Raw genomic sequence first — 25,488 nt, 5'->3', positions numbered from 1 at the left:
TAATAAGCTATAAAATTCTAAAAATCTATATATAAAGGAATAAAGGTGGAAAAATGTATTTTTTACAAAATTTAAAAGTGAAATATAAATTATTAGCGCTTATTTCATTAGCAGTTTTAGGTATGGTAATTATGAGCAGTGTAGCAATTAATTCTATTAATAAGATTAAGCACGATACAGAGGTTGTAGTAGATGATTATCAATATTCTGCAATTTTATTAGAAGGAATGCTTCGTACACAAAATTCATTAGAATATAACTTACTAGAATTAATTACGGCATCACAAAATGAAGTGGCAAATAAAGAGGGGATAATTGATAATATTGAAAAGGATCTTAAAAAATATGATTCTTTATTAAAAGAATATGATGATGGTTTTAATTTAAGTAAGCAAGAGGATGAACTATTTCAGAAGATGAAGAAATCTTTGCCAAGTTATAAAGATACATATAAAAAATTATTTGAAAAGGCGAAGGCAACAAATGAGCCACAAATGGTAAATGAATTTCAGAAGGAATTAAAACCGAAGGGAATAGAGTTAGCTGGTTATGCAGTGGATCTAGAATCGTATGTTTCAAATTTAGCTGACCAAGTATTTAAAGATTCTCAAAAAATGATTGATCGTTCCGTTATTACCTTTATCATTCTTGTAGTAGTTACTACAATCGTTATATGTATAGTAAGTTATATTATTAGCAAGCTCATAGTTGCTCCTTTACAAACGGTTAGTCGTATGATGGAAAGAGCGAAAGAAGGAGATTTAACCGTACATGGTGATTATACTGCTAAGGATGAATTAGGTGTATTAGTAAGTAATTTTAACGAGATGATTGCAGGGCTAAGAACAAATATGCAAGAAGTAGAGAATAATATTCAGCTTTTATTCCAACATGCAGACGGAGTAGTATCTGCATCAGAAGTATCTAGTAGTGCAGCGAAGAAAATCACTATGGATATTGAAGAAGTTGCAAATGGTGCAGAGAGTCAAATGCAAGCAATGGAACAAACTGCGGGTGCGATGGAAGAGTTGACGCAAGGAATGCAGAGTATAGTCAATACATCATCCTCTGTAAATGAATTATCTGCTCAATCAGCATTAGATGCAGAGAGTGGTAACAAATTAATGAAACAAATGATTCAACAGATGGATACAATCCAAAATTCAGTACATAGCGGTGTGAAACAAGTAGAGACTATGAAAGAACAATCAGAAGAAATTGTTAAAATCATTGATGTTATGCAAGGTATTACCTCCCAGATTAACTTATTAGCATTAAACGCCGCAATTGAGGCTGCACGTGCTGGTGAAAGTGGTAGAGGATTTGCAATTGTGGCAGATGAAGTGCGGAAATTAGCAGAACAATCTAGTGATTCTGCAAAACAAATTGAGAATCTTATTACTCAAGTTATGGGAACAACGAACCATACGGTACATATGATGGGGAAAGTAGATAATGAGGTACAGGCAGGTACACAAGTAGTAATGCATACAGAAAAAGTATTTGGAACAATTACAGAAAAAGTACAGCAAGTATCTGAGCAAATTCAAACGGTATCTATGTCTACAGATGAAATTGCAGCGAGTAGTGAGGAAATCTCGGCTTCTGCAGAAGACATGGCTCAAATTTCCCAAAGATCATCTGACCGAACTGATAGGGTAAAAGAGTCTATTCAACAGCAAGAAAAATCTGTTCAAGAGATTTCGGTTTCAATTGAACATATGCATAACGCAGCAGGAAAATTAAAACAAATAGTTGCCCAATTTACTCTTCAAAAGTAGTAGCATATTTGAGTGTTAATAAATATAAAAAAATCATCCTCTTTTAAGAAAAAAGGATGATTTTTTTATCCCGTTATTTGCTGGGCAGTAAGACCCCCACCTCAAAATTCAGCGAAAGCGAGTTATCAGTGAAGGGGGATGCTACCTCTGAAATATAAACCATGAATATAGTAATCTCCATTAGGCATCTCCTTTAGGTGCCAATAAAGGGAAGTTATAAAGTGAAAAGGAGTTTATAAAGAGATTGTAGAATGTTTTAGTATATAACACCTTAGATGTGACAACTTCCTTTTTGAAAAAGAAAGAAGGGGGTATAAAGCAGAAAGGTAGTGGGAATATTTCTTCTAGAAGATTTGCATTTTATCTTACATTCACAAAAAAATAGTACTCCTGAAACAATGAAGTTCATTTTATTTAAATGAAATAGGGAGAGAGGATAATGAAGAAAAAAATATTGGGTGTAATGATGATTGCGACAATGGCAGGAGGTATATTTGCAGGGGCGAATGTGACACCTGTAAAAGCGGAAGAGTATCCACAAATGATTGTGTTTGAAGATGTTCCATACGGATTTTGGGCATATGATGCTATTATGGATTTAGCGTATCATAAAATTATATTAGGGTATGGAAACGGGAAGTATGGTGTTGGCGATCTTATAACACGTGAACAAGTAGCTGGGACTATTTACAGAACACTTGAGATAAAAGAAGAAGGGCCAGTAGCGAATCCATATAAAGATGTTTCTGATAGTACAACCACTTTTAAAAAGGAAATTTTAGCGTTAACAAAACGTGGTGTTTTTACAGGGGATGGCCAAGGGGATTTTAGGCCGAAAGCACCAATCTCTAGAGCGGAAATGGCTGTCATTTTAAAACGAGCATTTAATTTTGAAACGAAACAAAAACATACATTTAAAGATATTCCAAAAGGTCACTGGGCAGAAGATGCAATTAGTGCGTTACAATCTAATAATGTTGTGAGAGGAACTGGGAATGGCATGTATGAATTAAATCGCCCTGTACCTAGAGAACAATATGCTCAGTTTATTAATAATGCGATTATTAATTATCATTTGAAAGAGGATTGGAAGTAGAGTGAAATATGAAAGCACAAATAGAAAAATTTGTGCTTTTTTGTTTGTTTAAAAAAGAATTATTATTCGTATTTATGTATTTTTATGGTTATAAACAAGCTTTATAATCAACCCGATGAAAAAGACATGATGTGTAATATGATTCACAAAACCGTCACGAAATGTGTCGGAAAATATATTGTCACTATACCATTTATTCTGTATATTTTTAAAAAAACATATACATATTGGGGAGATAATTTGATGAGCAAAAAATTATTAAAAACAGCTACAGCATTAACAATTATGGGTGGGGTGTTATTCTCAGCAGAGAGTAATAGTGTAAAAGCGGAAAGTGCACCGTTGCAAAAAGCAAATACAATTGTATTTAAAGATGTACCAAAAGGACATTGGGCATATGAGGCAATTCATGAATTAGCGGAACAAGAAATAATTTTGGGATATGGCGATGGAATATTCGGTTTTGGGGATAATGTAACACGTGAGCAAGTTGCAGCTTTAATTTACCGTGTGTTTGATATGGAAGAACAAGATGAATATGAAAACCCATATGGAGATATCGATGAAAATTCAACAAGCTTTATCGAGGAGATATTGGCTCTAACGGAAATCGGAATTTTCCAGGGAGACGAGAATGGAAACTTTAGACCGAAGGCGACGTTAACGCGTGCGGAAATGGCACAAGTTCTTACGAATGCTTTTGACCTACAGGCAAAGGGATCTCATAACTTTAATGATGTTTCAGCAAATTCATGGGCAACGAATGCAATTAGTGCAGTACAAACAAATGGTATTACAATGGGAATCGGAGAAGGTAAATTCGGTCCGTCTATGAAGGTAACGAGAGAACAATACGCACAGTTTTTACATAGAGCAATATTGCATGATATGGAACAAGGGCAGTAATAAAGTTTAACTAGTCAAAGTGAAATTCAAAAATAATACAAAAAGGTCGTTGTTGTATAACAGCGGCCTTTTTTGTATGAAATAAAGCGCGAAAGAATGGCGTTTTGAAAAAAAAACGAAATGAATTTTCAAAAAAAACTTCCTTTTCTGAAGATTTGTTATATAATATAAAACATGAAATCAAATCTGTTATAAAACAGTTTAAGAAGGGGATGCTAATATGTCGACGCAAACTTCACGGGTTACACTCGTTGGAGAAATGTTACCAGCGTACAGCGAAATATTGACACCTGAGGTGCTTAGTTTTTTGAAGGAACTACATGAGAATTTTAATGAGCGCCGCATAGAACTTTTACAAAAACGTGTAGAAAAACAAAAGAGAATTGATGCAGGGGAGTTTCCGAAGTTTCTAGAAGAAACAAAACACATACGTGAAGCGGATTGGACAATTGCCAAGCTGCCAAAAGACTTAGAGGATCGCCGTGTAGAGATTACTGGACCGGTAGATAGAAAGATGGTCATTAACGCTTTAAATTCAGGAGCGCATCTTTTTATGGCGGATTTTGAAGATTCGAATTCACCAACTTGGGAAAATGCAGTGGAAGGCCAAATCAATTTACGAGATGCAGTAAAGGGAACGATTTCACATGAAAATGATAAAGGGAAAGAATATAGATTAAATGAGAAAACAGCTGTACTCATTGTACGTCCAAGAGGATGGCATTTAGAGGAAAAGCATATGCAAGTTGATGGGAAAAATATGTCGGGTAGCTTAGTAGACTTCGGCTTGTACTTTTTCCATAATGCGAAAGCTCTTTTAGCAAAAGGGAGCGGCCCATACTTTTACTTACCGAAAATGGAAAGTTATTTAGAAGCGAGATTATGGAATGATGTATTCGTATTTGCTCAAAAATATATCGGCATTCCAAATGGAACGATTAAAGCAACTGTGTTACTGGAAACGATTCACGCTTCGTTTGAAATGGATGAAATTTTGTATGAGCTAAAAGATCATTCTGCTGGCTTAAACTGCGGAAGATGGGATTATATTTTTAGCTTTTTAAAGAGTTTCCGTAATCATAATAAATTCTTACTACCAGATAGAGCACAAGTCACGATGACGGCGCCATTTATGCGTTCGTATTCTTTGAAAGTAATTCAAACATGTCACCGCCGTAATGCACCAGCAATTGGAGGAATGGCGGCACAAATTCCGATTAAAAATAATCCAGAAGCAAATGAAGCAGCTTTTGAAAAAGTGCGTGCTGATAAGGAACGCGAAGCTTTAGACGGTCATGACGGGACTTGGGTTGCCCACCCTGGACTTGTACCGGTTGCAATGGAAGTGTTTAATCACATTATGAAAACACCAAATCAAATTTTTAGAAGACGTGAAGAAATATGTGTAACAGAAAACGATTTACTAGAGGTACCGGTGGGAACGATTACAGAAGAGGGCCTTCGCATGAATATTAGCGTAGGTATTCAATATATTGCATCTTGGTTAAGCGGACGGGGAGCAGCACCCATTTATAACTTAATGGAAGATGCGGCAACAGCTGAAATTTCAAGAGCACAAGTATGGCAATGGATTCGTCATGAAGGTGGAAAACTAAATGATGGTCGTAATATTACGCTTGAATTAATGGAAGAATTAAAAGAAGAAGAATTAGCAAAAATAGAAAGAGAGATTGGTAAGGAAGCCTTTAAGAAAGGGAGATTCCAAGAGGCGACAACGTTGTTTACAAATCTCGTTCGAAATGATGAATTCGTACCATTTTTAACATTACCGGGTTATGAAATTTTATAAAAAATGAAAAGGGGATGGAACAAATGAAAAACGAAAGAATCGAGAAGTTACAAGAAAGCTGGGAATTAGATGAGCGTTGGAAAGGGATCACACGTCCATATTCGGCAGAAGATGTAATTCGCCTGCGCGGGTCAATTGATATTGAACATACGTTAGCGCGTCGTGGTGCTGAGAAGCTTTGGACATCGCTTCATACAGAAGACTATATTAACGCACTTGGCGCATTAACAGGAAACCAAGCGATGCAACAAGTAAAAGCTGGGTTAAAAGCGATTTACTTAAGTGGTTGGCAAGTAGCAGCTGATGCAAACCTTTCTGGGCATATGTATCCAGACCAAAGTTTATATCCAGCGAACAGCGTACCTGCTGTAGTAAAACGAATTAATCAAACGCTTCAACGTGCGGATCAAATTCAGCATATGGAAGGAAGCGATGATACAGACTATTTCGTACCGATTGTAGCAGATGCAGAAGCTGGATTTGGTGGGCAATTAAATGTATTCGAACTGATGAAAGGTATGATTGAAGCAGGTGCATCAGGTGTGCATTTTGAAGATCAATTATCTTCAGAGAAAAAATGTGGCCATTTAGGCGGAAAAGTACTACTACCAACGCAAACAGCAGTACGCAATTTAATTTCTGCACGCCTTGCAGCAGATGTAATGGGAGTGCCGACAATTATCGTTGCAAGAACAGATGCGGATGCAGCTGATTTAATTACGAGCGATATTGATCCTGTTGATAAAGCATTTATTACAGGAGAAAGAACACCAGAAGGATTTTACCGTACGAATGCAGGTCTTGATCAAGCAATTGCGCGCGGTTTAGCGTATGCACCGTACGCAGACCTCGTTTGGTGTGAAACGTCAGAACCAAATTTAGAAGATGCAAAACGATTTGCGGACGCAATTCATAAGGAGCATCCAGGGAAGCTACTTGCATATAACTGCTCACCTTCATTCAACTGGAAACAAAAACTAGATGAAAAAACAATTGCAAGCTTCCAAAAGGAAATCGCATCTTACGGTTACAAGTTCCAATTCGTAACACTTGCTGGATTCCATTCATTAAATTACGGTATGTTTGAACTAGCACGTGGCTATAAAGAGCGCGGCATGGCAGCATACTCTGAACTACAACAAGCAGAATTCGCAGCTGAAAAACATGGCTACTCTGCAACACGTCATCAACGCGAAGTAGGAACAGGTTACTTTGATGAAGTGGCACAAGTGATTACAGGCGGAACTTCATCAACGACAGCGTTAAAAGGATCTACGGAAGAAGCACAGTTTACGAAATAAAAGGAAGGGGCACCTTTTTGAAAGGTGCCCCTTGTTATTTTCTAAACGATTCGAAAAGAGAGATTGAGTTGTCGGCAAAAAACGATACTAACTTTTCTTTATTACTAAATCAACTCCACTCAGCCCTATGATCACGAATAAACTTCATATCTTTCTCATAATGCTCTAGATGTCCTTCATCGATCATTCTTTGGAAATTCAAGTCGCCTTCTTGAGCTTTTCGTTTCATATATGTACATAACCCTTCTAATCGAAGCAACACCATTCCTAAGTAATCTTCATCCATATTTTTATCATAGGACTGAACGAACAAATTCACTCTCTCTTTAATACGATCTGCATGTTGCGATGAGTCATAATGAACGGCTTCACCGGATTCAGTATAATACACTCTACTTAAAGGCACACAAGTATAGAGTGTATAAGCGATATCCCATAGTCTTGGACCAGGAGCAGCAACATCGAAATCAATAATCCCTACTGGCTTCTTATTATTAAAAATAATGTTATATATGGCAAAATCATTGTGACATAAAACCTCAATGTTATTTGGAGTATGATCCATCGGTTTCCAATCAGCTAATAACGGAAAATCACTTACAGCATCATGGTAAAGGCGGAGCATCTTTGCTATTTCTTTTAATACATCATTAGATCGCATATATTCTTTTAAAGGATAATTGCCAGCTTCTCCTTCAATAAAGGATAAAATCTCTCTATCCTTTTCATCTACACCTAAAAACTTTGGAGCATAATGAAATCCTTTGTTTTCTAAATGTTGCAATAGCTTATGAATCTTTTCACTGTCTGGCTTTAACTCTCGCCGAACAGTATTTTCAGAACGATATACGCTTGAGACGTTTCCCCCTGTTAGCCTTTCTTCTTTAGCGTAGTTTGACATGTGAAAATTCCCCCTGTGATTAAAAAATCCAATTCCAAATAGTGAATAGACCAACAACGGCAGAAAAGAGAAGGGAAGCAAGCAATGCTAGACAGCCAAAAGGAACTAGCTTATCTTTCCATGTTTCTTTATACTCATAAATTAACTCCTCTGCTACTTTCTTCTGCACTGAAGATAAAGGTTGATCTTTATACAAACCTTTTATATGGTTAGAATCGCCTTTAAACTTTAAAGCACGTGCAATATGATGAGGACTATTTCCCATTGATTTTTCAAATAATAAACATGATTCATGCATAATACCTGTTTTATGCTCTTCTAGATACCAGTAACGTCCAGCCATTTCTGGATATTGTAATTTATAATAAATATCTCCGAGTTGTTTTCGAAGATGTAATTCATTTGGGTATGTAAAGATGAGGCCATGCAATCTATCTCTTGCTTTTCCAAGATTATTATTTTCAATATCCTCTTCAATTCTTTTTAATGTTTTTTTAGGAATTTTATTGGTCATAAACTCCTCCTTATTTAGAATAGAGATAATTATATTTTATAAGAAATACTAAAAATTAGAAATTCTATTTTCGAAAAAGATTGTACATTTTATTTTAATGTGCTATGATGATGTCAGTTGAATAGTTAAATTAAGCAATCCATATGTTATCAAGTGCTGAAAACGAACGAGAAAAAGTATGTGAGAACTAGTTTATGTTTCGTATTTGATAATGTGTGGATTCTTTTTTTAGACAGGAAGACTAAAAAATTTAAAATTTGTATTTTCTTAGGAGGAAATAATTATGGCAGTAACAGGACAAGTAAAATGGTTTAACAACGAAAAAGGTTTCGGTTTCATCGAAGTTCCAGGCGAAAACGACGTATTCGTACACTTCTCAGCAATCGAAACTGACGGTTTCAAATCTTTAGAAGAAGGTCAAAAAGTTAGCTTCGAAATCGAAGACGGTAACCGTGGACCTCAAGCTAAAAACGTAATCAAACTATAATTTTATAGTTGATGATGGAAAAAAGGATGGCTAATGCCATCCTTTTTTTGTTGTGGAGAAAGTTTTTTTAGAGCCTGTTTTTATATCTAAATCTCTTTTTCGATGTTACAACTGGTAAAAAATTATCTAGAATGCGTATTAGTTTCTGTAGAAGAATTAGTTCAGCAAGAGCATTTGCTGCGTATGATAGTAAATAACTATAAATTTGTATTCTCTGTTGAAATGGGGAAATCTTTTCCAGATAGACCTTGAGTAACATCTTTTTTGTTAGCGTTGTTGTTGGAATTTTGTACGTTTTGAGATGATGTTTCTAACAGTTGTTCTTGTTCCTTACTAGGGGTATTCAGAGCATCTGAGGGAATGCTATTAACCTGCTGATTTAATGGATTTTCTTTATCCATAGTATACAACTCCTTTTTAGAATTCGATAAAAAGCAATGTAATTATAAATAGCTACTTATATATATTGTGTTTTTGAATGACATTATATACAAAACTTATATTACAAAGTTAACTAATTAACGAATTGTTAGTGATGGATAAAGATGTGCAAATTTGAATTTTTTAATAAAAATTAAAAGCGGATAACAAGTACAAATACTCTTTCTCATGTTTTATATAAGGATCATATTACAAATCAAAAAAGATGTAGAGAACCTTGGAAGAAAATATAGTCGTTTTTTAGGGGGAAGAAGAATAAATAAAATGATACTACGAATGTAAAAAGGCATTCCATAAAGGAAGGCCTTTTATTGTTCTTGCCCTGATTTTTTCTTCTCACGTTTTTTACATTCTGGACATTTTGATTTACGAAACGGTTTGGCAAAGAATAGCAGAATGAAAAATAAACCGAATATAATACTAGCTGAGTTTTTCACGATAATGACGCTACTATTTTTCATTTGAATCGATGGTTGAATCTCTTTTTCTTCCATAGTGGCCCTCCATATATTGGATTTACATTTTAATTATAGCAAAGTTAGTTGTTGTAATGATGTGAAATGAGGAATGGATAATAAATATTTATAGGTAGTATAAATGCTGTTTTTATAACTTTAAAATTAATTAATTTCTATATTGTGATTTTATTGTTTAACAAATGTTTGATAAATGATAAAAAATTGTAAAAAAGCGGAACTTGTAAGCTATTTCCTTTTCATAGATGCTAAAATTATATATGCAGCTGCTAATATAAATGGAAAAAAGGAGATAATGGAGTATGGAAAGTAAAGTGGAACGCTATGTCGAAAATTATGTTGTAACGAAAAATACGATGGCCTTACTTCCTGTTATTCTAAGTGAAAAGAAAATTGTTACGCGAGTCGTTGAAATGAATGATTCTTTTTTCGTATTTCAAAAACCTCTAGATATTATAGAAAGAAGTTGCCGCAAGCATGGCTCTAGTTTCTTAGGCAGAAAAGAAGGAACGAAAGAGTTAACTCATATTACACATAAAGCACCGATTGCGATTAGTCCAGCAGATCAACTTTATTTTTTCCCTACCTATTCTTACTCTAGAAAAGAGTGCGCTTGGTTGTCTCATTTTTATATTGAAAGTAATAAAGAATTAGAAGATGGAAATCTTATTATTAGATTTATAAATGGCTTTGCTGTGAAATTAGAAATATCAAAAACTAGTTTTGAAAATCAACAAAATCGTACAGCGAAATTACGTACTGAATATGAAGATCGTAGGAAAAAACAAGGGAATCCTTGTTTTAAAGAGGTCGATAAAAAAGAGGAATCAACATTAAGACCCGCTTATGAGAAGGTGTATTTTGTGAAGGAAGGCGAAGTGTGAAAGGATGGGGGAATCCCCATTCTTTTTTTGTTTGTCAGTCAGTCTTTCTAGATCAGGCGATATATTAGAAAAAACGAGTTGTAATTGATATATTTAGAAAATCACCAGTATAATTTCATTTACCGATAAAAACCGAAAAACAATCTAAATAACAAAATGAACGACACGTCCTGTCGAATATTGATAGATTATCATAGCTAAATAATGAAGGAATTCTTATGAAAGATATGGAAACTTTAATAAATACATCTCCGTATGTCGTATCTACCATTTCCTCTTTCATATAAGCAATGATACAGTAGGGATAGTATTTAGAGTAAAGGGGTAAAGTGTAGAATGGATTTTCAGACAATCAAAGAGTATTTTTCACCAGAAAATATGGATCATATTGTTGAGAGTTATAAAGCGTTCGGACCACTTCTTGGTATTGGTTTACCGATGATAGAGGCGTTGATTCCAGCATTACCGCTTATTGTATTTGTACTGGCGAATGCTGTTGCATTTGGCTTTTGGCTCGGTTTTCTTTATTCATGGCTTGGATCAGTAATGGGTGCATTACTTGTCTTTTTCATCATCCGCCATTTTGGTCGCAGTCGTTTCTTTTCGTTTGTAAATAAGCATGAGAGAGTACGAAAAGCAATGGGGTGGATTGAAAGGAAAGGATTCGCACCGATTTTTGTTATATTTTGTTTTCCGTTTACACCGTCAGCGCTAATAAATGTTGTCGCTGGTTTATCCCGAATTAGTGTAAAACAGTTTGGTCTAGCGTTAGCATTCGGAAAACTTGTGATGATTTTTATTTTAACGTATATCGGTCATGATTTAATGTCATTTATTCATAATCCAGTGAAATCAGTTATTGTAGCGATTGGTATTTTTATTTTATGGTATGTCGGTAAGAAAATCGAAGTAAAGTTAGAACTACATTAAGAATAGTCTTCTTTGTAAAGGAAAGCTTCAGTATTAAAGGATAAGGGGAGAAGCAGATGAAGAAAACTTTGAAAAAAGAAGGCATAGAGTGGATACGAACAATTTTAATTGGTGTATTATTAGCTGTATTTTTTCGAACGTTTTTCTTTTCAACGTATGTTGTAGAGGGGAAGTCAATGATGCCGACATTGCAGGATGGCAATATGCTAGTTGTAAATAAGGTGAGTTATCAAGTTGGGGACTTGAACAGATTTGACGTTGTGGTATTTCATGCGAATAAAAAAGAGGACTATGTAAAGCGGGTTATCGGTTTACCTGGAGATCATATTGAATATAAGCAGGATAAGTTATATATAAACGGTCAATTTATTGATGAGCCGTATTTAGAGAAGTATAAGAAAGAGATAAATGGAAGGCAACTAACAGGCGACTTTACATTAGAAGAGTTAACGAAAGAAAAGCTGGTGCCACCCGGGTTTATTTTTGTAGTAGGTGATAACCGGCTCGGGAGCTGGGATAGTAGACACTTTGGCTTTGTAAAAGCTGATACAGTTGTCGGTAAAGTTGATTTGCGATATTGGCCAATTCAAGAGGTGCAAACGAATTTTTCAAAAGGTTGATATAATGAAGTGGAAGTATAGAAAAGACAAACAACTCAGTTTGTCTTTTTTCGTGTACTATAATACAATTATAGTAGCAAACTAACGTTCGTTATGTAAGTGAAAGGTGGGGTTACATGTCACTTCGATTTGTGATTGGTAGAGCGGGAAGTGGAAAAAGTACACTTTGTTTACGCGAAGTGCAAGAAGAGTTAAAACAACGCCCGAGAGGGAAAACAATATTATATCTTGTGCCAGAACAGATGACATTCCAGACGCAGCAGGCGTTAATTGGAAGTGAGGATGTAAGAGGTTCTATTCGGGCACAAGTTTTTAGTTTTTCACGATTAGCGTGGAAGGTACTACAAGAAGTTGGCGGAGCGAGTCGTCTTCATATTGATGAAGCGGGTGTACATATGTTACTCCGTAAAATTGTAGAGTCTCGTAAAGATGGATTATCGGTGTTCCAAAAAGCAGCGGAGCAAAACGGTTTCTTTGAACATCTTGGCAGTATGATTGCAGAGTTTAAACGTTACAATGTAACGCCATCTAACGTATATGAAATGTGGAAACAATTGGATGCGCATAGTAGCAGTGCCGAACAAAAGTTACTAGCGAATAAAGTGTATGATTTACAGTTACTATACGATGATTTTGAACGTGCTTTAATTGGAAAATATTTAGATTCAGAAGACTACCTACAATTGCTAGTGGAAAAGCTTCCGCAGTCTGAATATGTAAATGGTGCGGAAATTTATATAGATGGATTTCATTCACTCTCCCCGCAAGAGTTAGAGATTGTAAGACAGCTTATGATTTGCGGAGCGAGAGTTACGATCACGTTAACGATAGATGAAAAAACGTTAGCACAGCCAGTAAATGAACTCGATTTATTTTATGAAACGACGTTAACGTATGAAAAAATCAAACAAGTAGCGCGTGAAGAGAAAATAGAAATTGAAAAAACAATTCCACTTATGGAACAGCCGCGTTTTCATTCTCCCGCATTAGCGCATTTAGAAGCTCATTATGAAGCGCGTCCGAATGAAAAATTTAACGGTGAAGCGAGTGTAACGATTAGCACAGCTGCGAATTTACGAGCGGAGGTAGAAGGTGTTGCTCGTGAAATTCGTAAACTTGTTGCGAATGAAAAATATCGTTACCGAGATATTGCAGTGCTTCTTCGTAATGGGGAAAGTTATTACGATGTGATGCGCACGTTATTTACAGATTACAATATCCCGCACTTCATCGATGAAAAGCGCCCGATGTCACACCACCCATTAGTAGAATGTATTCGTTCTGCACTCGAGATTATTAGTGGGAATTGGCGTTATGATGCGGTGTTCCGCTGCGTGAAAACAGAGCTTTTATATCCATTAGACGTAAGAAAAGAAACGATGCGTGAAGAAATGGATGAATTTGAAAATTACTGTTTAGCGTACGGTGTACAAGGAAAGAGGTGGACTTCAGAGGATCCATGGATGTATCGCCGTTATCGTTCTCTTGATGATACGAACGGGATGATTACAGACAGTGAACGTGAAATGGAAGAGAAAATAAATAGGTTACGTGACGTTGTAAGAACACCTGTTATTCGCATGCAAAAAAGGTTAAAGCGTGCAGGAACAGTTATGCAAATGTGTGAAGCAGTTTACTTATTTCTAGAAGAGCTGGATGTTCCGAAAAAACTAGAAGAATTACGTATACGTGCAGAAGAAAGTGGAGATTTCTTATTTGCGACAGATCATGAACAAGTATGGGAAGAAGTAATGAGCCTTCTTGATACGTTTGTAGAGATGCTTGGTGAAGAGAAAATGTCTCTTTCTATGTTTACGGACGTTATGTCGACAGGTCTTGAGGCACTTCAATTTGCTAACATTCCGCCGTCATTAGACCAAGTGTTAATTGCTAATATTGATCACTCCAGGTTATCTGACGTGAAAGCAACGTTTATTATAGGTGTAAATGAGGGTGTTATTCCAGCAGCACCTATGGACGAAGGTATGCTTTCTGATGAAGAAAGAGAAGTTCTTGGTGCAGCAGGGATTGAATTAGCGCCAACGACGAGACAAACTTTGTTAGAAGAACAGTTCGTTATGTATCAAATGGTAACGAGAGCATCTGAGAAGTTATATATTTCATGCCCGCTTGCAGATGAAGAAGGAAAGACGTTACTTGCGTCTAGCTTTATTAAGAAAATAAAAAGAATGTTCCCTAATGTGAAAGATTCATTTATTACCAATGACGTAAACGATTTATCACGTTCAGAACAAATTTCATACGTAGCAACGCCAGAAGTAACGTTATCTTACGTTATGCAGCAACTACAAACGTGGAAGCGATACGGATTTGAAGGGAATTTAGACTTTTGGTGGGACGTATATAATTTCTACGTAACTTCAGATGAATGGAAACAAAAAAGTAGCCGCGTCTTATCAAGTTTATTCTATCGAAATCGTGCGAAGAAACTAAGTACAGCAGTAAGTAGAGATTTATACGGAGATATAATTAAAGGAAGCGTCTCTCGTATGGAACTATTTAACCGTTGTGCATACGCTCATTTTGCGCAGCACGGTTTATCGCTTAGAGAGCGTGATATTTTCAAGCTTGATGCGCCGGACATCGGCGAATTATTCCATGCGGCATTAAAGAAAATTGCGGACAAGCTATTGCGTGAAAACCGTACTTGGGCGGATTTATCCATAAAAGAGTGTGAGCATCTTTCTGTTTTAGTAATAGAAGAAATCGCACCGTTATTACAACGACAAATTTTATTAAGTTCAAACCGTCATTTCTATTTAAAACAAAAACTACAACAAATCATTTTCCGTACGTCAATCATTCTTCGTGAACATGCGAAGTCAAGCGGATTCGTACCAGTTGATTTAGAAGTGCCGTTCGGTATGGGTGGTACAGGATCACTTCCGCCGATGGAATTCTCATTACCAAATGGTGTGAAGATGGAAGTTGTCGGCCGTATTGACCGTGTTGATAAGGCAGAAGATGAAAATGGGACGTTCTTACGTATTATTGATTATAAATCAAGTTCAAAAGCGTTAGATTTAACGGAAGTGTATTACGGATTAGCACTTCAAATGTTAACGTATTTAGATGTTGTTACTTCGAATGCGCAGACGTGGATGAAAAAAGGTCACGCAGCATCACCAGCTGGTGTATTGTATTTCCATATTCATAACCCAATCGTTGAGATGAAAGGTGACGCATCTGAAGCTGAAATTGAAAAAGAAATTTTAAAGAAATTTAAAATGAAAGGACTCGTATTAGGAGATGCTGACGTTGTTCGTTTAATGGATAACAAACTTTCAACAGGAAGTTCAGATATTATTTCTGCTGGCCTGAAAAAAGACGGTAGCTTTAGTGCGCGTTCAAGTATTGCAAGTGAGCAAGAGTTTAACGTACTGCAAAAATATGTACACCATACGTTTGAAAATATCGGAAAAGATATTACAGAAGGTGTTATCGATATTGCTCCTTATAAAATGGGAAATAAAGCAGCATGTACGTTCTGTAACTTCAAATCTGTTTGTCAATTTGATGAGTCACTTGAAGATAATCAGTTCCGATCGTTAAAAGATATGAAAGATAGCGAAGCGATGGAGAAAATAAGAGAGGAGGTTGGCGGAGAATGATAGAAAATTGGCCTGAAAAACCAGAAGGTAGTCAATGGACAGATGACCAGTGGAAAGCTGTTGTAGCGAATGGACGTGATATTTTAGTTGCGGCTGCAGCTGGGTCAGGGAAAACAGCAGTATTAGTTGAACGTATTATTAAAAAGATTATTAATGAAGAGAATCCAGTCGATGTCGACCGCCTGCTCGTTGTAACATTTACGAATGCAGCGGCGCAAGAGATGAAAAACCGAATCGGGGAAGCGTTAGAAAAGGTATTAATTGATGAACCAGGCTCTCAACACGTAAGAAAGCAGCTGAGCCTATTAAATAAAGCTTCCATTTCAACAATTCACTCATTCTGTTTACAAGTAATTAGAGGATATTACTACATGCTTGATGTTGATCCTCGTTTCCGTATTGCGAATCAAACAGAAAATGAATTGTTAAAAGAAGAAGTGCTAGATGACATATTAGAAGAAGAGTACGGAATCGAAGATAATACAATCTTCTTTGAACTTGTTGATCGTTATACGAGTGACCGTAGTGATGATGACTTACAACGTATGATTTTAGCGCTTCATACAGAGTCAAGAGCGCATCCAAATCCGGAAAAATGGCTTGATAAATTAGTAGAAGCATATGACGTAGAAGGAAAGACAATTGAAGATTTAGTATATGCTTCTTATTTATTAGAAGATGTGAAATTCCAGCTTGAAACAGCGGAACAGCATATTCGTAAGGCAACTGAACTCGCAATGCTTCCTGACGGTCCAGCGCCTCGCATTGAAACCCTGCAAGCAGATCTAGCTTTACTTGGAACGCTATCATCAGCTGCTCATGAGTCGTGGACAAGTTTGTATGAAGCGATGCAAAATGTATCGTGGCAAACGTTAAAGCGTATTAAGAAAAGTGATTACAATGAAGATGTTGTAAAACAAGTAGACTCTCTTCGTAATAAAGCGAAAGATGAAGTGAAGAAATTACAAGAAGAGTTATTTAGCCGAAAACCTGAAAGTTTCTTACGAGATTTTCAAGATATGCACCCAGTATTAGAAAAGCTTGTTCAACTTGTAAAAGTATTTACAGAGCGTTTCCAAGCGATGAAGCGAGATAAAGGAATGGTCGATTTCACAGATTTAGAGCATTTCTGTTTACAAATTTTAAGTGAACAAAGTGAAAATGGTGAAATGAATCCGTCAGCAGTGGCGCTCCAATATCGTAATAAATTTGCTGAAGTATTAGTCGATGAATATCAAGATACGAACTTTGTACAGGAATCTATTATTAAATTCGTAACGAAAGATTCTGAGAGTGAAGGAAACTTGTTCATGGTTGGTGACGTAAAGCAGTCGATTTATCGTTTCCGACTAGCCGAACCAGGACTATTCCTAGGAAAATATAAACGCTTCACACAAGAAGGATTGGGCGGTGGAATGAAGATCGACTTAGCGAAAAACTTCCGTAGTCGTCATGAAGTGTTAGCAGGTACGAACTTTATCTTCAAACAAATTATGGGTGAAGAAGTCGGAGAAATCGACTACGATGCAGACGCTGAATTAAAGTTAGGTGCTACCTATCCAGAAGGTGAAGATGTAGCGGCAGAACTACTGTGCATTCAGCAAACGGAAGAAGAAGTAATAGACGGAGAAGAAGGTGCAGAAGTCGAAAAAGCACAGCTTGAAGCTCGTCTTATGGCGCAGCGCATTAAAGCGATGGTTGATTCAGGTTATGAAGTGTATGACCGTAAAAATGATAGTATGCGCCCAGTACAATACCGCGACTTCGTTATTTTACTTCGCTCCATGCCGTGGGCCCCGCAAATTATGGAAGAGTTAAAATTACAAGGAATTCCAGTGTACGCTGACCTTGCGACTGGTTACTTTGAAGCGACAGAAGTAAATATTATGATGAACGTATTCCGCGTTATTGATAATCCGATGCAAGATATTCCGCTTGCAGCTGTACTTCGTTCTCCAATCGTTGGATTGAGCGATGAAGAACTTGCGACGCTTCGTGCTCATGGAAAGAAAGGCTCGTTTTATGAAGTAATGAGCTCATTCTTAAAAGGGGCACCACTTGAAGAGGAGCAAGAACTTCATGATAAATTAGAGTGGTTTTATAACTTACTGCAAGGATGGCGTGAATTCGCGCGCCAACAATCACTTTCTGATTTAATTTGGAAAGTGTACGGTGAGACAGGTTATTACGACTTCGTTGGCGGTTTACCAGCTGGAAAGCAAAGGCAGGCAAACTTACGCGTACTATATGACCGCGCAAGACAATACGAAGCAACATCATTTAGAGGATTATTCCGCTTCTTACGTTTTATTGAACGTATTTTAGAACGCGGTGATGACATGGGTACGGCGAGGGCCCTCGGTGAACAAGAAGACGTTGTTCGCATTATGACGATTCATAAAAGTAAAGGGTTAGAGTTCCCGGTTGTATTTGTAGCTGGACTCGGTCGTCGTTTTAATACACAAGACTTAATGAAACGTTTCTTATTGCATAAAGATTTCGGTTTCGGTTCGCAATTTATCGATCCGCGTAAACGAATTAAATATACAACATTATCACAGCTTGCGATTAAGCGTAAAATGAAAATGGAATTAATTGCGGAAGAAATGCGCGTACTATACGTAGCGTTGACGCGCGCGAAAGAGAAGTTAATTTTAATCGGAACAGTTAAGGATGCAAATAAGGAAATGGAAAAATGGCTTGATGCGAGGGAACATAGTGAATGGTTATTACCAGATCACATACGTGCCGGGGCGTCTTGTTATTTAGACTGGATTGCACCTTCATTATATAGACACCGTGATAGTGAAATGCTTCTTGAATTAGGACAAGGAAGTATTCCAGATGAAATTTACGGGTATGACACTAGCTGGAAAGTAGAAGTTGTGGACGGTAATACGCTACTTGCACCAGAGCCAGTTCAAGAAGAGAAACAAGAATTGTTAGAAGCGCTTCGTGAGAAAAAGGCTGTGCCGTTAGAAAGTGAACGAAAAGATGAAGTGTACGATAGATTAATGTGGAAGTACGGATATGAGGAAGCAACATCTCACCGTGCGAAGCAATCTGTTACAGAAATAAAGAGAAATTATCAATCAGAAGATGGTAGTGATAACGCCTTTATTAAAAAACTACGTGCACCAATTAAAACACGTCCGCGCTTTATGGAGAAAAAAGGGTTAACGTACGCAGAGCGCGGAACAGCAGTCCATGCCGTTATGCAGCATGTTGATTTGAAGAAGCCGATTACGGTTGAAGTTCTTCAAGAGCAAATTGCTGGAATGGTAAATAAGGAATTATTAACATTCGAGCAGGCGGAAGAAATAGCGATTGAAAAAGTAATTTCATTCTTTGACAGTGACTTAGGTAAAAGGGTATTAGCGGCAAAAAGTGTTGAGCGTGAAGTTCCATTTACGATGATGCTTGCAGCAGAAGAAGCATATCAAGATTGGCAAGGGAATAGCGGGGAATCGATTCTTGTCCAAGGGGTTATCGACTGCATGATTGAAGAGGAAGATGGCATTACGTTAATCGACTTCAAAACAGATACGATTGAAGGGAAATTTCCAGGCGGATTCGAACAAGCGAAACCAATTTTAGAAGATCGATATAAAGTGCAGCTTTCGTTATATGCAAAAGCACTGGAGAAAAGCTTACAACATCCTGTAAAAGAGAAATGTTTATACTTCTTTGATGGGAATCACGTTGTAAATATTGAAGAATAGAGGGGCTTGAAAATGGTAACGGAAAAAACGTTAAGAACTTGTGAACAGGGACACGAGTACTATAAAAGTAGCGATTGTCCAACTTGCCCAGTCTGTGAGAAAGAGAGAAAACCAAAAGAAGGTTTTCTCTCTCTTCTTTCAGCGCCAGCAAGAAGGGCATTAGAACACCATGGAATTCAAACTGTAGAAGAACTCTCAAAATATAGTGAAAAAGAAATATTAAAACTGCATGGTATGGGACCTGCGTCTTTGCCGAAGCTTAGGAGGGCTTTGGAGGAGAGCGGGTTATCATTTAAATAAAATGAAATAGTGCCTCTTCACTACTTACTTGTTTATACCACTATTTGTGGACAGTAAAGTTCTTGCTTATTAAAATTTTATTTTAATAATTTTGAATTAGATAAAAGAAAAAAGTAGGAGAATATCTCCTACTTTTTTTACGCTGTTCCAATCTGATCTTGATCTGCCACATCAGAATCAAATGTATTCGTTGCACTAACACCGTTAAACGTATTCACGACAAACCCAACATTGGAAGCTCCAGATCCGTTATAGGCTTTCGTGTTTTCTTTCGGAGATACGTTATAAAAATCTCCTAAGTTGAAAGAGCCGTTACTGTTTTGCACGACGAGATTTCCTACAACCGAAGGCATACCATCCACCTACTTTACTAAGCTTTTTAATTACTATATGAATTATTGTGCGGAAGGTTCATCCGTAATATATTGGCGGATTTGTATAATACGAGAGTTATTAAAACCATAATCAACATTTCCAATTTGAAAGCAACCAGAATTTAAAAGTGTGCGTAATTCAACGTTATTAACTTCAATAAAAGGGCATTCATTTACAATGTTTAATTTTACATCTGTCGTTCGTTTTGGAATTGTAATGTGTTCATCTGTAAAGATTTCAAAAGCATCAAAGCGACCTTCTCCCCGTATATAAAAAGGAATTTCACGGTGGACGGCAATAGCTCTACTTTTTAATTCCATTTGGTTTGCATCTCCAACTTGAAATACAGCAGCAATCCCTAAAGAAATAATAGAAACATTTTGGACAATAGACACATGATGCAACATAATTTCTCAGTCTCCTTAACCTGGAGTAGGAGGGACATCTGTTACTAATGGTACAAATGGACCCTCTGTAACTGTTTCAAATGGTGTATCGAGAATAGAAGATAGAATGAGGAGATTTGCATCTCCAATTAAAAAGAGTGCGGACGACGATACACCGTTCATTTTAATCTGTCCGACTTTTAACTCACGGTTTACAACGTTAAGGTTCATACATACTTACTCCTTTCGGAAATTTCCCGGTATGTGCTGAATAAAGGAGAGAAAGGCTTTGTCAATATCTTGTTTCATTGCCTGAATAATGATATCTCGTAAATAATCTGGATCTGTTGAAATACCTTCATATGATTGCGCTTGTGATAAATAATAAGGGAGTCGATGCTCCATCTGTTTTTTTATGTCATCCACCATCATTTGTCGATACATTTCATCAAGCGGTGTTCGCTCTTCTTGTTCAAAATGGAGAATACGATTATATGCTTCTTCATCTAAGTATCGATGCATTTCTTGGAGGATACCTTGATAAAAGTCTGGGTTTGTTTCAGTTTCAGGGTTTACCTTCAATGTTTCTGTATCCACTTGAAAATCTTCAATTTGTTGTCCTTTTGCTGAAAATGGGTTTAAACCAATATTTAAAGTACCATTTAAATTTTCGACTTTTAATTGATCGAATTTGTATTCCACTTTTCCTACAGAAGAGGAGGGGCGATTTTTTAATTCGTTAAGCTCTTCTTGGAGTTGGCGCACTTGATCTTCTAAATTCAGGATGGCTGCTTGTTGTGTTTGAAGAGCTTGTTGAAGTTGGTGTAAGTAAGTATATATATCTTGATTCATTTGTGAAACCTCCTTTTCAATAGGGAGGGTAAAAATATTCCTGCTATATATTTATGACAAGGATGTCTTAAGAAGAACTAGTTGATGGTTTGATAGAAATAATTTGTCCTTTCGCCTGTAATGGGCGAAGCGGCTCCGTAAATCCGCCCGTATTTGAAAATTTAGATAGGGCTTTAATACTTCCGGCAGTACCAATTTGGAACACAGAAGAGGTTGTAATGCTATCAATTTTAATACTGTTGATGATGATACTTTGGTTTACATAAAAATTCAATGCAATTGCCTCCTTTAAGTTGAGCCAATTATCGCTTGATCGATTACATCTGAATCGTTGACAGTCGTTGCACTTTGATAATTGTAGACAGAAACATTGTCTCCAACGTTGAAAGAGCCGGCCCCGGCGAAAGCACGTGAGTAACTAATAGGCCTAATCGCAAATACATCTCCAATATGAAAAATACCACTTGATCCAATATTGACGATACGAATATGTCCGACCATAGCTGGCATATAAAACACCCTTCGTTTTTAAAATTTTCTTTTCTACTATTGTATGGGCGTTTTCAATAAAATGTGTGTTTTTTTGAAATAAAAGACACACACACGCTATTGCGTGTGTGTGTCGAGTGTTTGATTTGGGTGAAAATCCGTATGTACATGCCAAATTACATTTAAGAGCCTGTCCAGTTCTTGGCTACAATCCACTGTTTTTTGAGAAGTCATTCCATAGCGTTCAGCAAAATAAATCATTTTTTCACGTTTTTTTTCAATCGCTTGCTCAAACATTGAAATCGGCTCCATCTCTAAATGAAATTTTTAGTATATATGTAGTACATATTATACAAAAACTCCATAAAAAAGAAATACCTTCGCTAAAAAAAGTAAAATTTCTACATTTTATGCCAAATATAAAGGCGTAACGAATAGGGTATGAGAAGAATATTGTAAAAATTAGCGTGTATGAGAAGGTTTTTTTCTTACGGATGCGAATACAATTAAAGGGCATGAGTTTTAGGATGGAGAGTGGAAATATTGCGTTTTGTAACGGCGAAGAAAGAAGAAAAGGTATTTGTAGGTATTGTGGATGAAGAAGAAAAAAAGGTATTACACTTAAGAGAAGCGCAAAGACAAAAAGGGGAAAAGGTTACAATCCCTATTACAATGTTAGAGTGTATTGAAAGAGGAACTGAATGCTTTGAGAAAGTATGTGAAATTGTAAATTGGGCAAAAGAGAACGGGGAAGCGGCGTATTATCCGTTAACAGAGGTGAAAATATTAGCACCGATTCCAAGGCCAAGAAAGAATATTTTGTGCGTTGGAAAAAACTATCGTGAGCATGCCATAGAAATGGGCGGAATAGAGTCTATTCCAGAAAATATAATGATTTTTACGAAAGCACCAACAACAGTTATTGGCATAAATGAGCAAATTAATGGTCACCCTCATGCAACGGACGAACTAGATTACGAAGGAGAATTAGCTATCATTATTGGTAAGCGAGGGAAGCAAATAAAAAAAGAAAAAGCGCTTGAGCATGTTTTTGGTTATACGATTATAAATGATGTAACAGCTCGAGACATTCAAAGAAAACATAAACAGTTTTTCCTTGGGAAAAGCTTCGATACATTTTGTCCGATGGGACCGTATTTAATTCATAAATCGGTGGTTAATGCGCCGAATGCATTACACATTGAAACGGTAGTAAATGGAGAAGTAAGGCAAACTTCCAACACAAATAAAATGATTTTTTCAATAGAAGAAATTATTTCAACGATAAGTAAAGGAATGACTTTAGAACCAGGCGATATTATCGCAACAGGAACCCCGGCTGGTGTCGGAAAAGGTTTCACACCACCGAAGTTTTTACATGCTGGTGATGAAGTGGTTATTACAGTAGAAGGAATTGGTACTTTGCGAAATGTAGTGAAGTGAAGAAAAGAGCTATCTTGTTAAAAGATAGCTCTTTTTTATGGCCTTGGGTTATAGAGGTAATCAATAATGGAAAAAGTGTAAAGACCAATGAATGCAAGTGTACAAATGCCAAATAGTATAACCGTAAGTGCGCTTTTTTCTCGTCCAAAACCAATGATAGTAAGAATAACAGCAGTCCAAAATGATGCTTTCAGTAGTGTGAATGTAGTAGGAGTTGAGTAGTGAGTAAGCCATGTTGTGGAAAGTAGGAAGCCAAAGAATGTAACTAAAATAAAAGATGTAGCTAAATAGTTAATATGTTTACCATATCTTAATAGTATATCGCACCTCCTTTACGATTTTAAAATACAGAAAATTACAAAATTATCTTAATGTAAATGAATATAAAAAGAAAGAGGTTGTCCCAACATGTCGGACCACCTCTCTATCATTACGATAATACAGCTTTAATTTTTTGGAATGCCCACTCTAAATCTTCTTCAGAGATTACTAGAGGTGGTGCGATACGAATTACGTTTTCATGTGTTTCTTTACATAGTAGACCAGCTGCTTTTAGTTGTTCACAGTAAGGACGAGCTGGTTCGTTTAATTCGATACCGATGAATAAACCTTTACCGCGAACTTCAGTGATCATTGGGTTATCAATCTCTTTTAATTGCCCAACTAATTTTTCACCTAATTGAAGAGAACGCTCTGTTAATTTTTCTTCTTCTAACACTTCAAGAGCTGCGATAGAAACAGCACATGCAAGTGGGTTACCACCGAATGTAGAACCGTGAGAACCTGGCTCGAATACGCCTAAAATGTCGCGGTTTGCTGCTACGCAAGAGATTGGGAATACGCCGCCGCCAAGTGCTTTACCAAGTATGTACATGTCAGGAGTTACATTGTCCCAGTCACAAGCAAATACTTTACCAGTACGGCCTAAGCCAGTTTGGATTTCATCTGCTACAAATAAAACGTTTTCTTTTTTACATACTTCAAAAGCTTCTTTTAAGTAACCAGCTGGTGGGATGTTAATTCCTGCTTCACCTTGAATTGGCTCTAAAATGAATGCTGCTGTGTTTGGTGTAATTGCGGCTTTTAATGCTTCTAAATCACCGTAAGGAATTACAACGATGCCAGGAAGCATTGGACCGAATCCACGCTTGTACTCTTCATTTGAAGACATAGAAACAGAACCCATTGTACGTCCGTGGAAGTTATCTTCACAAACGATGATTTCAGCGCGGTTTGCTTCTACTTTCTTCACATCATAAGCCCAGCGACGAACTGTTTTAATTGCAGTTTCAACAGCTTCAGCACCTGTATTCATTGGAAGTACCATTTCTTTATTAGTTAGTTTCGCAACTTTTTCGTACCAAGGACCTAATTGATCGCTATGGAAAGCACGAGAAGTTAACGTAACACGATTAGCTTGGTCAATTAAAGCGTTAATAATTTTCGGGTGACGATGACCTTGGTTTACTGCAGAATATGCACTTAATAAGTCCATATAGCGGTTTCCTTCAGGATCTTCTACCCAAACACCTTCTGCTTTAGAAATAACGATTGGAAGTGGGTGATAGTTATTTGCTCCGTATGTGTCTGTAAGTTCGATAATATCCTTAGTTTGAATCATGATTGTTCCCCCTTTTGTTATTACAAGAAGTTTGTAAATACTCTAAATATTATATCATTTAAATGTAAAAAAGCGAAACATTTCCTGAAAATAAATGAACATGTTATCATATAGGATGAAAAAGTGTGAAAAGAGGAGGTAAGGAATACGATGGTACATATGCATATTACAGCATGGGCGTTAGGTTTAATTTTATTCTTCGTTGCGTATTCACTTTATTCAGCAGGAAGAAAAGGTAAAGGTGTACATATGGGGCTTCGCCTAATGTATATCATCATTATTGTGACAGGCTTCATGTTGTACATGAGTATTGTGAAGACAGCAACAGGTAGCATGCACATGTGGTATGGCTTAAAAATGTTAGCTGGTATTTTAGTTATCGGTGGAATGGAAATGGTTCTTGTGAAAATGAGCAAAAACAAACCAACAGGGGCGGTTTGGGGCTTATTTATTGTTGCGCTAGTAGCAGTATTATACTTAGGACTGAAATTGCCACTTGGCTGGTACGTATTCAAATAAAA

At 36.7% G+C, this 25,488-nt stretch carries 27 protein-coding genes and 1 pseudogene; 15 read left to right on the top strand and 13 right to left on the bottom strand.

Annotated features, from left to right (window positions below; translation table 11 throughout):
- Positions 1–53: 53 nt before the first annotated feature.
- The 6 genes and pseudogenes from ES895_RS30205 to aceA form a co-directional block, all read left to right on the top strand.
- Positions 54–833 (top strand): annotated as a pseudogene (locus ES895_RS30205) (MCP four helix bundle domain-containing protein); the annotation flags it as partial.
- On the top strand, positions 828–1,781 hold the full coding sequence (locus ES895_RS30200; protein WP_409194079.1) for a methyl-accepting chemotaxis protein: 954 nt from the start codon (positions 828–830) through the stop codon (positions 1,779–1,781). The pseudogene ES895_RS30205 and the gene ES895_RS30200, both read left to right, overlap by 6 nt.
- Before the next feature lie 439 nt (positions 1,782–2,220).
- Positions 2,221–2,877, top strand: coding sequence for an S-layer homology domain-containing protein (locus ES895_RS10740; RefSeq protein ID WP_000727094.1), 657 nt, complete (start codon positions 2,221–2,223; stop codon positions 2,875–2,877).
- Positions 2,878–3,015: 138 nt separating this feature from the next.
- Positions 3,016–3,783 (top strand): S-layer homology domain-containing protein, encoded by a 768-nt coding sequence (locus tag ES895_RS10735; RefSeq protein ID WP_114159535.1) that lies wholly within the window; start codon positions 3,016–3,018, stop codon positions 3,781–3,783.
- Between the two features lie 220 nt (positions 3,784–4,003).
- The gene (gene aceB, locus ES895_RS10730) at positions 4,004–5,593 is read left to right on the top strand and encodes a malate synthase A (RefSeq protein WP_000107349.1); all 1,590 of its coding nucleotides are present in this window, start codon (positions 4,004–4,006) and stop codon (positions 5,591–5,593) included.
- Positions 5,594–5,616: 23 nt separating this feature from the next.
- Complete coding sequence (gene aceA, locus ES895_RS10725) at positions 5,617–6,894, top strand: isocitrate lyase (protein WP_000787346.1); 1,278 nt, start codon at positions 5,617–5,619, stop codon at positions 6,892–6,894.
- A gap of 109 nt (positions 6,895–7,003) precedes the next feature.
- Here the strand turns inward: aceA and ES895_RS10720 are convergent, their stop codons facing one another.
- Both ES895_RS10720 and ES895_RS10715 read right to left on the bottom strand, forming a co-directional pair.
- Positions 7,004–7,795 (bottom strand): phosphotransferase, encoded by a 792-nt coding sequence (locus ES895_RS10720; protein ID WP_000073788.1) that lies wholly within the window; start codon positions 7,793–7,795, stop codon positions 7,004–7,006.
- A gap of 19 nt (positions 7,796–7,814) precedes the next feature.
- Positions 7,815–8,309 carry a DUF6584 family protein gene (locus tag ES895_RS10715; protein WP_000182386.1) on the bottom strand — a complete coding sequence of 165 codons (495 nt, stop codon included), beginning with the start codon at positions 8,307–8,309 and terminating at the stop codon, positions 7,815–7,817.
- Positions 8,310–8,592: 283 nt separating this feature from the next.
- Here ES895_RS10715 and cspA point away from each other — a divergent pair, with 283 nt between their 5' ends.
- Positions 8,593–8,796: an RNA chaperone/antiterminator CspA gene (cspA, locus tag ES895_RS10710; RefSeq protein ID WP_000301518.1), complete on the top strand. Its 204-nt coding sequence runs from the start codon at positions 8,593–8,595 to the stop codon at positions 8,794–8,796.
- Between the two features lie 197 nt (positions 8,797–8,993).
- On the opposite strand, the gene ES895_RS10705 is transcribed toward cspA, so the two are convergent.
- Together ES895_RS10705 and ES895_RS10700 are read right to left on the bottom strand one after the other, a co-directional pair.
- Positions 8,994–9,197, bottom strand: a complete 204-nt coding sequence (locus ES895_RS10705; protein WP_000356922.1) for a hypothetical protein — start codon at positions 9,195–9,197, stop codon at positions 8,994–8,996.
- A gap of 348 nt (positions 9,198–9,545) precedes the next feature.
- Complete coding sequence (locus ES895_RS10700) at positions 9,546–9,731, bottom strand: hypothetical protein (protein WP_000391373.1); 186 nt, start codon at positions 9,729–9,731, stop codon at positions 9,546–9,548.
- 284 nt (positions 9,732–10,015) lie between these two features.
- Between ES895_RS10700 and ES895_RS10695 the strand changes: the two genes are divergently transcribed.
- The 6 genes from ES895_RS10695 to ES895_RS10670 all read left to right on the top strand — a co-directional run bounded on the left by ES895_RS10695 (position 10,016) and on the right by ES895_RS10670 (position 19,801).
- Positions 10,016–10,597, top strand: coding sequence for a competence protein ComK (locus ES895_RS10695; protein WP_000444439.1), 582 nt, complete (start codon positions 10,016–10,018; stop codon positions 10,595–10,597).
- Between the two features lie 336 nt (positions 10,598–10,933).
- Positions 10,934–11,527, top strand: a complete 594-nt coding sequence (locus ES895_RS10690) for a TVP38/TMEM64 family protein (RefSeq protein WP_000347517.1) — start codon at positions 10,934–10,936, stop codon at positions 11,525–11,527.
- A 56-nt stretch (positions 11,528–11,583) separates the two neighbouring features.
- Positions 11,584–12,147 (top strand): signal peptidase I, encoded by a 564-nt coding sequence (gene lepB, locus ES895_RS10685; protein WP_000751910.1) that lies wholly within the window; start codon positions 11,584–11,586, stop codon positions 12,145–12,147.
- Positions 12,148–12,263: 116 nt separating this feature from the next.
- Entirely contained in the window at positions 12,264–15,779 is a 3,516-nt protein-coding gene (gene addB / locus ES895_RS10680) for a helicase-exonuclease AddAB subunit AddB (RefSeq protein ID WP_000058584.1), read from the top strand.
- Entirely contained in the window at positions 15,776–19,501 is a 3,726-nt protein-coding gene (gene addA / locus ES895_RS10675; RefSeq protein ID WP_000572256.1) for a helicase-exonuclease AddAB subunit AddA, read from the top strand. Before addB ends, addA begins: the two co-directional genes overlap by 4 nt.
- Positions 19,502–19,513: 12 nt before the next feature.
- Positions 19,514–19,801, top strand: a complete 288-nt coding sequence (locus ES895_RS10670; RefSeq protein ID WP_000255727.1) for an RNA polymerase alpha subunit C-terminal domain-containing protein — start codon at positions 19,514–19,516, stop codon at positions 19,799–19,801.
- 137 nt (positions 19,802–19,938) lie between these two features.
- Here the strand turns inward: ES895_RS10670 and gerPF are convergent, their stop codons facing one another.
- The 7 genes from gerPF to ES895_RS10635 all read right to left on the bottom strand — a co-directional run bounded on the left by gerPF (position 19,939) and on the right by ES895_RS10635 (position 22,200).
- Positions 19,939–20,154, bottom strand: a complete 216-nt coding sequence (gerPF, locus tag ES895_RS10665) for a spore germination protein GerPF (protein WP_001141566.1) — start codon at positions 20,152–20,154, stop codon at positions 19,939–19,941.
- Positions 20,155–20,196: 42 nt separating this feature from the next.
- On the bottom strand, positions 20,197–20,583 hold the full coding sequence (locus ES895_RS10660; RefSeq protein WP_000902319.1) for a spore germination protein GerPE: 387 nt from the start codon (positions 20,581–20,583) through the stop codon (positions 20,197–20,199).
- Positions 20,584–20,598: 15 nt separating this feature from the next.
- Positions 20,599–20,793, bottom strand: coding sequence for a spore germination protein GerPD (gene gerPD / locus ES895_RS10655; protein ID WP_001052807.1), 195 nt, complete (start codon positions 20,791–20,793; stop codon positions 20,599–20,601).
- Positions 20,794–20,799: 6 nt separating this feature from the next.
- Complete coding sequence (gerPC, locus tag ES895_RS10650) at positions 20,800–21,414, bottom strand: spore germination protein GerPC (protein ID WP_001070760.1); 615 nt, start codon at positions 21,412–21,414, stop codon at positions 20,800–20,802.
- Positions 21,415–21,481: 67 nt separating this feature from the next.
- On the bottom strand, positions 21,482–21,688 hold the full coding sequence (gene gerPB, locus ES895_RS10645; protein WP_001012508.1) for a spore germination protein GerPB: 207 nt from the start codon (positions 21,686–21,688) through the stop codon (positions 21,482–21,484).
- Between the two features lie 14 nt (positions 21,689–21,702).
- The gene (gene gerPA / locus ES895_RS10640) at positions 21,703–21,924 is read right to left on the bottom strand and encodes a spore germination protein GerPA (RefSeq protein WP_001111187.1); all 222 of its coding nucleotides are present in this window, start codon (positions 21,922–21,924) and stop codon (positions 21,703–21,705) included.
- A 96-nt stretch (positions 21,925–22,020) separates the two neighbouring features.
- Positions 22,021–22,200 (bottom strand): aspartyl-phosphate phosphatase Spo0E family protein, encoded by a 180-nt coding sequence (locus ES895_RS10635; protein WP_000462845.1) that lies wholly within the window; start codon positions 22,198–22,200, stop codon positions 22,021–22,023.
- Between the two features lie 246 nt (positions 22,201–22,446).
- Between ES895_RS10635 and ES895_RS10630 the strand changes: the two genes are divergently transcribed.
- Positions 22,447–23,346 carry a fumarylacetoacetate hydrolase family protein gene (locus ES895_RS10630; protein ID WP_001213086.1) on the top strand — a complete coding sequence of 300 codons (900 nt, stop codon included), beginning with the start codon at positions 22,447–22,449 and terminating at the stop codon, positions 23,344–23,346.
- Positions 23,347–23,381: 35 nt separating this feature from the next.
- On the opposite strand, the gene ES895_RS10625 is transcribed toward ES895_RS10630, so the two are convergent.
- Both ES895_RS10625 and rocD read right to left on the bottom strand, forming a co-directional pair.
- Entirely contained in the window at positions 23,382–23,666 is a 285-nt protein-coding gene (locus tag ES895_RS10625) for a hypothetical protein (protein ID WP_000926863.1), read from the bottom strand.
- Between the two features lie 110 nt (positions 23,667–23,776).
- A complete protein-coding gene (gene rocD, locus ES895_RS10620) occupies positions 23,777–24,967 on the bottom strand; it encodes an ornithine aminotransferase (protein ID WP_000616658.1) in 1,191 nt (396 codons plus the stop codon).
- A 150-nt stretch (positions 24,968–25,117) separates the two neighbouring features.
- Here rocD and ES895_RS10615 point away from each other — a divergent pair, with 150 nt between their 5' ends.
- A complete protein-coding gene (locus ES895_RS10615; protein ID WP_000233495.1) occupies positions 25,118–25,486 on the top strand; it encodes a YisL family protein in 369 nt (122 codons plus the stop codon).
- The last annotated feature ends 2 nt before the right edge of the window (positions 25,487–25,488 follow it).

The sequence above is a fragment of the Bacillus sp. 007/AIA-02/001 genome, assembly GCF_004634455.1.
GTDB lineage: Bacteria > Bacillota > Bacilli > Bacillales > Bacillaceae_G > Bacillus_A > Bacillus_A cereus.
This window is presented reverse-complemented; position numbering and strand designations above follow the sequence as displayed.

Bases quoted from the DNA above. Each gene is read 5' to 3' on its own strand.
- ES895_RS10635 (WP_000462845.1), bottom strand. From the start codon at position 22,200: ATGTTTGAGCAAGCGATTGAAAAAAAACGTGAAAAAATGATTTATTTT.
- gerPF (WP_001141566.1), bottom strand. From the start codon at position 20,154: ATGCCTTCGGTTGTAGGAAATCTCGTCGTGCAAAACAGTAACGGCTCT.
- ES895_RS10690 (WP_000347517.1), top strand. From the start codon at position 10,934: ATGGATTTTCAGACAATCAAAGAGTATTTTTCACCAGAAAATATGGAT.
- ES895_RS10720 (WP_000073788.1), bottom strand. From the start codon at position 7,795: ATGTCAAACTACGCTAAAGAAGAAAGGCTAACAGGGGGAAACGTCTCA.
- cspA (WP_000301518.1), top strand. From the start codon at position 8,593: ATGGCAGTAACAGGACAAGTAAAATGGTTTAACAACGAAAAAGGTTTC.
- aceB (WP_000107349.1), top strand. From the start codon at position 4,004: ATGTCGACGCAAACTTCACGGGTTACACTCGTTGGAGAAATGTTACCA.
- aceA (WP_000787346.1), top strand. From the start codon at position 5,617: ATGAAAAACGAAAGAATCGAGAAGTTACAAGAAAGCTGGGAATTAGAT.
- ES895_RS10740 (WP_000727094.1), top strand. From the start codon at position 2,221: ATGAAGAAAAAAATATTGGGTGTAATGATGATTGCGACAATGGCAGGA.
- gerPA (WP_001111187.1), bottom strand. From the start codon at position 21,924: ATGCCAGCTATGGTCGGACATATTCGTATCGTCAATATTGGATCAAGT.
- ES895_RS10670 (WP_000255727.1), top strand. From the start codon at position 19,514: ATGGTAACGGAAAAAACGTTAAGAACTTGTGAACAGGGACACGAGTAC.
- ES895_RS10700 (WP_000391373.1), bottom strand. From the start codon at position 9,731: ATGGAAGAAAAAGAGATTCAACCATCGATTCAAATGAAAAATAGTAGC.
- ES895_RS30200 (WP_409194079.1), top strand. From the start codon at position 828: ATGATTGCAGGGCTAAGAACAAATATGCAAGAAGTAGAGAATAATATT.
- ES895_RS10715 (WP_000182386.1), bottom strand. From the start codon at position 8,309: ATGACCAATAAAATTCCTAAAAAAACATTAAAAAGAATTGAAGAGGAT.
- ES895_RS10705 (WP_000356922.1), bottom strand. From the start codon at position 9,197: ATGGATAAAGAAAATCCATTAAATCAGCAGGTTAATAGCATTCCCTCA.
- addA (WP_000572256.1), top strand. From the start codon at position 15,776: ATGATAGAAAATTGGCCTGAAAAACCAGAAGGTAGTCAATGGACAGAT.
- ES895_RS10695 (WP_000444439.1), top strand. From the start codon at position 10,016: ATGGAAAGTAAAGTGGAACGCTATGTCGAAAATTATGTTGTAACGAAA.
- rocD (WP_000616658.1), bottom strand. From the start codon at position 24,967: ATGATTCAAACTAAGGATATTATCGAACTTACAGACACATACGGAGCA.
- lepB (WP_000751910.1), top strand. From the start codon at position 11,584: ATGAAGAAAACTTTGAAAAAAGAAGGCATAGAGTGGATACGAACAATT.
- gerPD (WP_001052807.1), bottom strand. From the start codon at position 20,793: ATGAACCTTAACGTTGTAAACCGTGAGTTAAAAGTCGGACAGATTAAA.
- gerPC (WP_001070760.1), bottom strand. From the start codon at position 21,414: ATGAATCAAGATATATATACTTACTTACACCAACTTCAACAAGCTCTT.
- ES895_RS10735 (WP_114159535.1), top strand. From the start codon at position 3,016: ATGATTCACAAAACCGTCACGAAATGTGTCGGAAAATATATTGTCACT.
- ES895_RS10615 (WP_000233495.1), top strand. From the start codon at position 25,118: ATGGTACATATGCATATTACAGCATGGGCGTTAGGTTTAATTTTATTC.
- ES895_RS10660 (WP_000902319.1), bottom strand. From the start codon at position 20,583: ATGTTGCATCATGTGTCTATTGTCCAAAATGTTTCTATTATTTCTTTA.
- addB (WP_000058584.1), top strand. From the start codon at position 12,264: ATGTCACTTCGATTTGTGATTGGTAGAGCGGGAAGTGGAAAAAGTACA.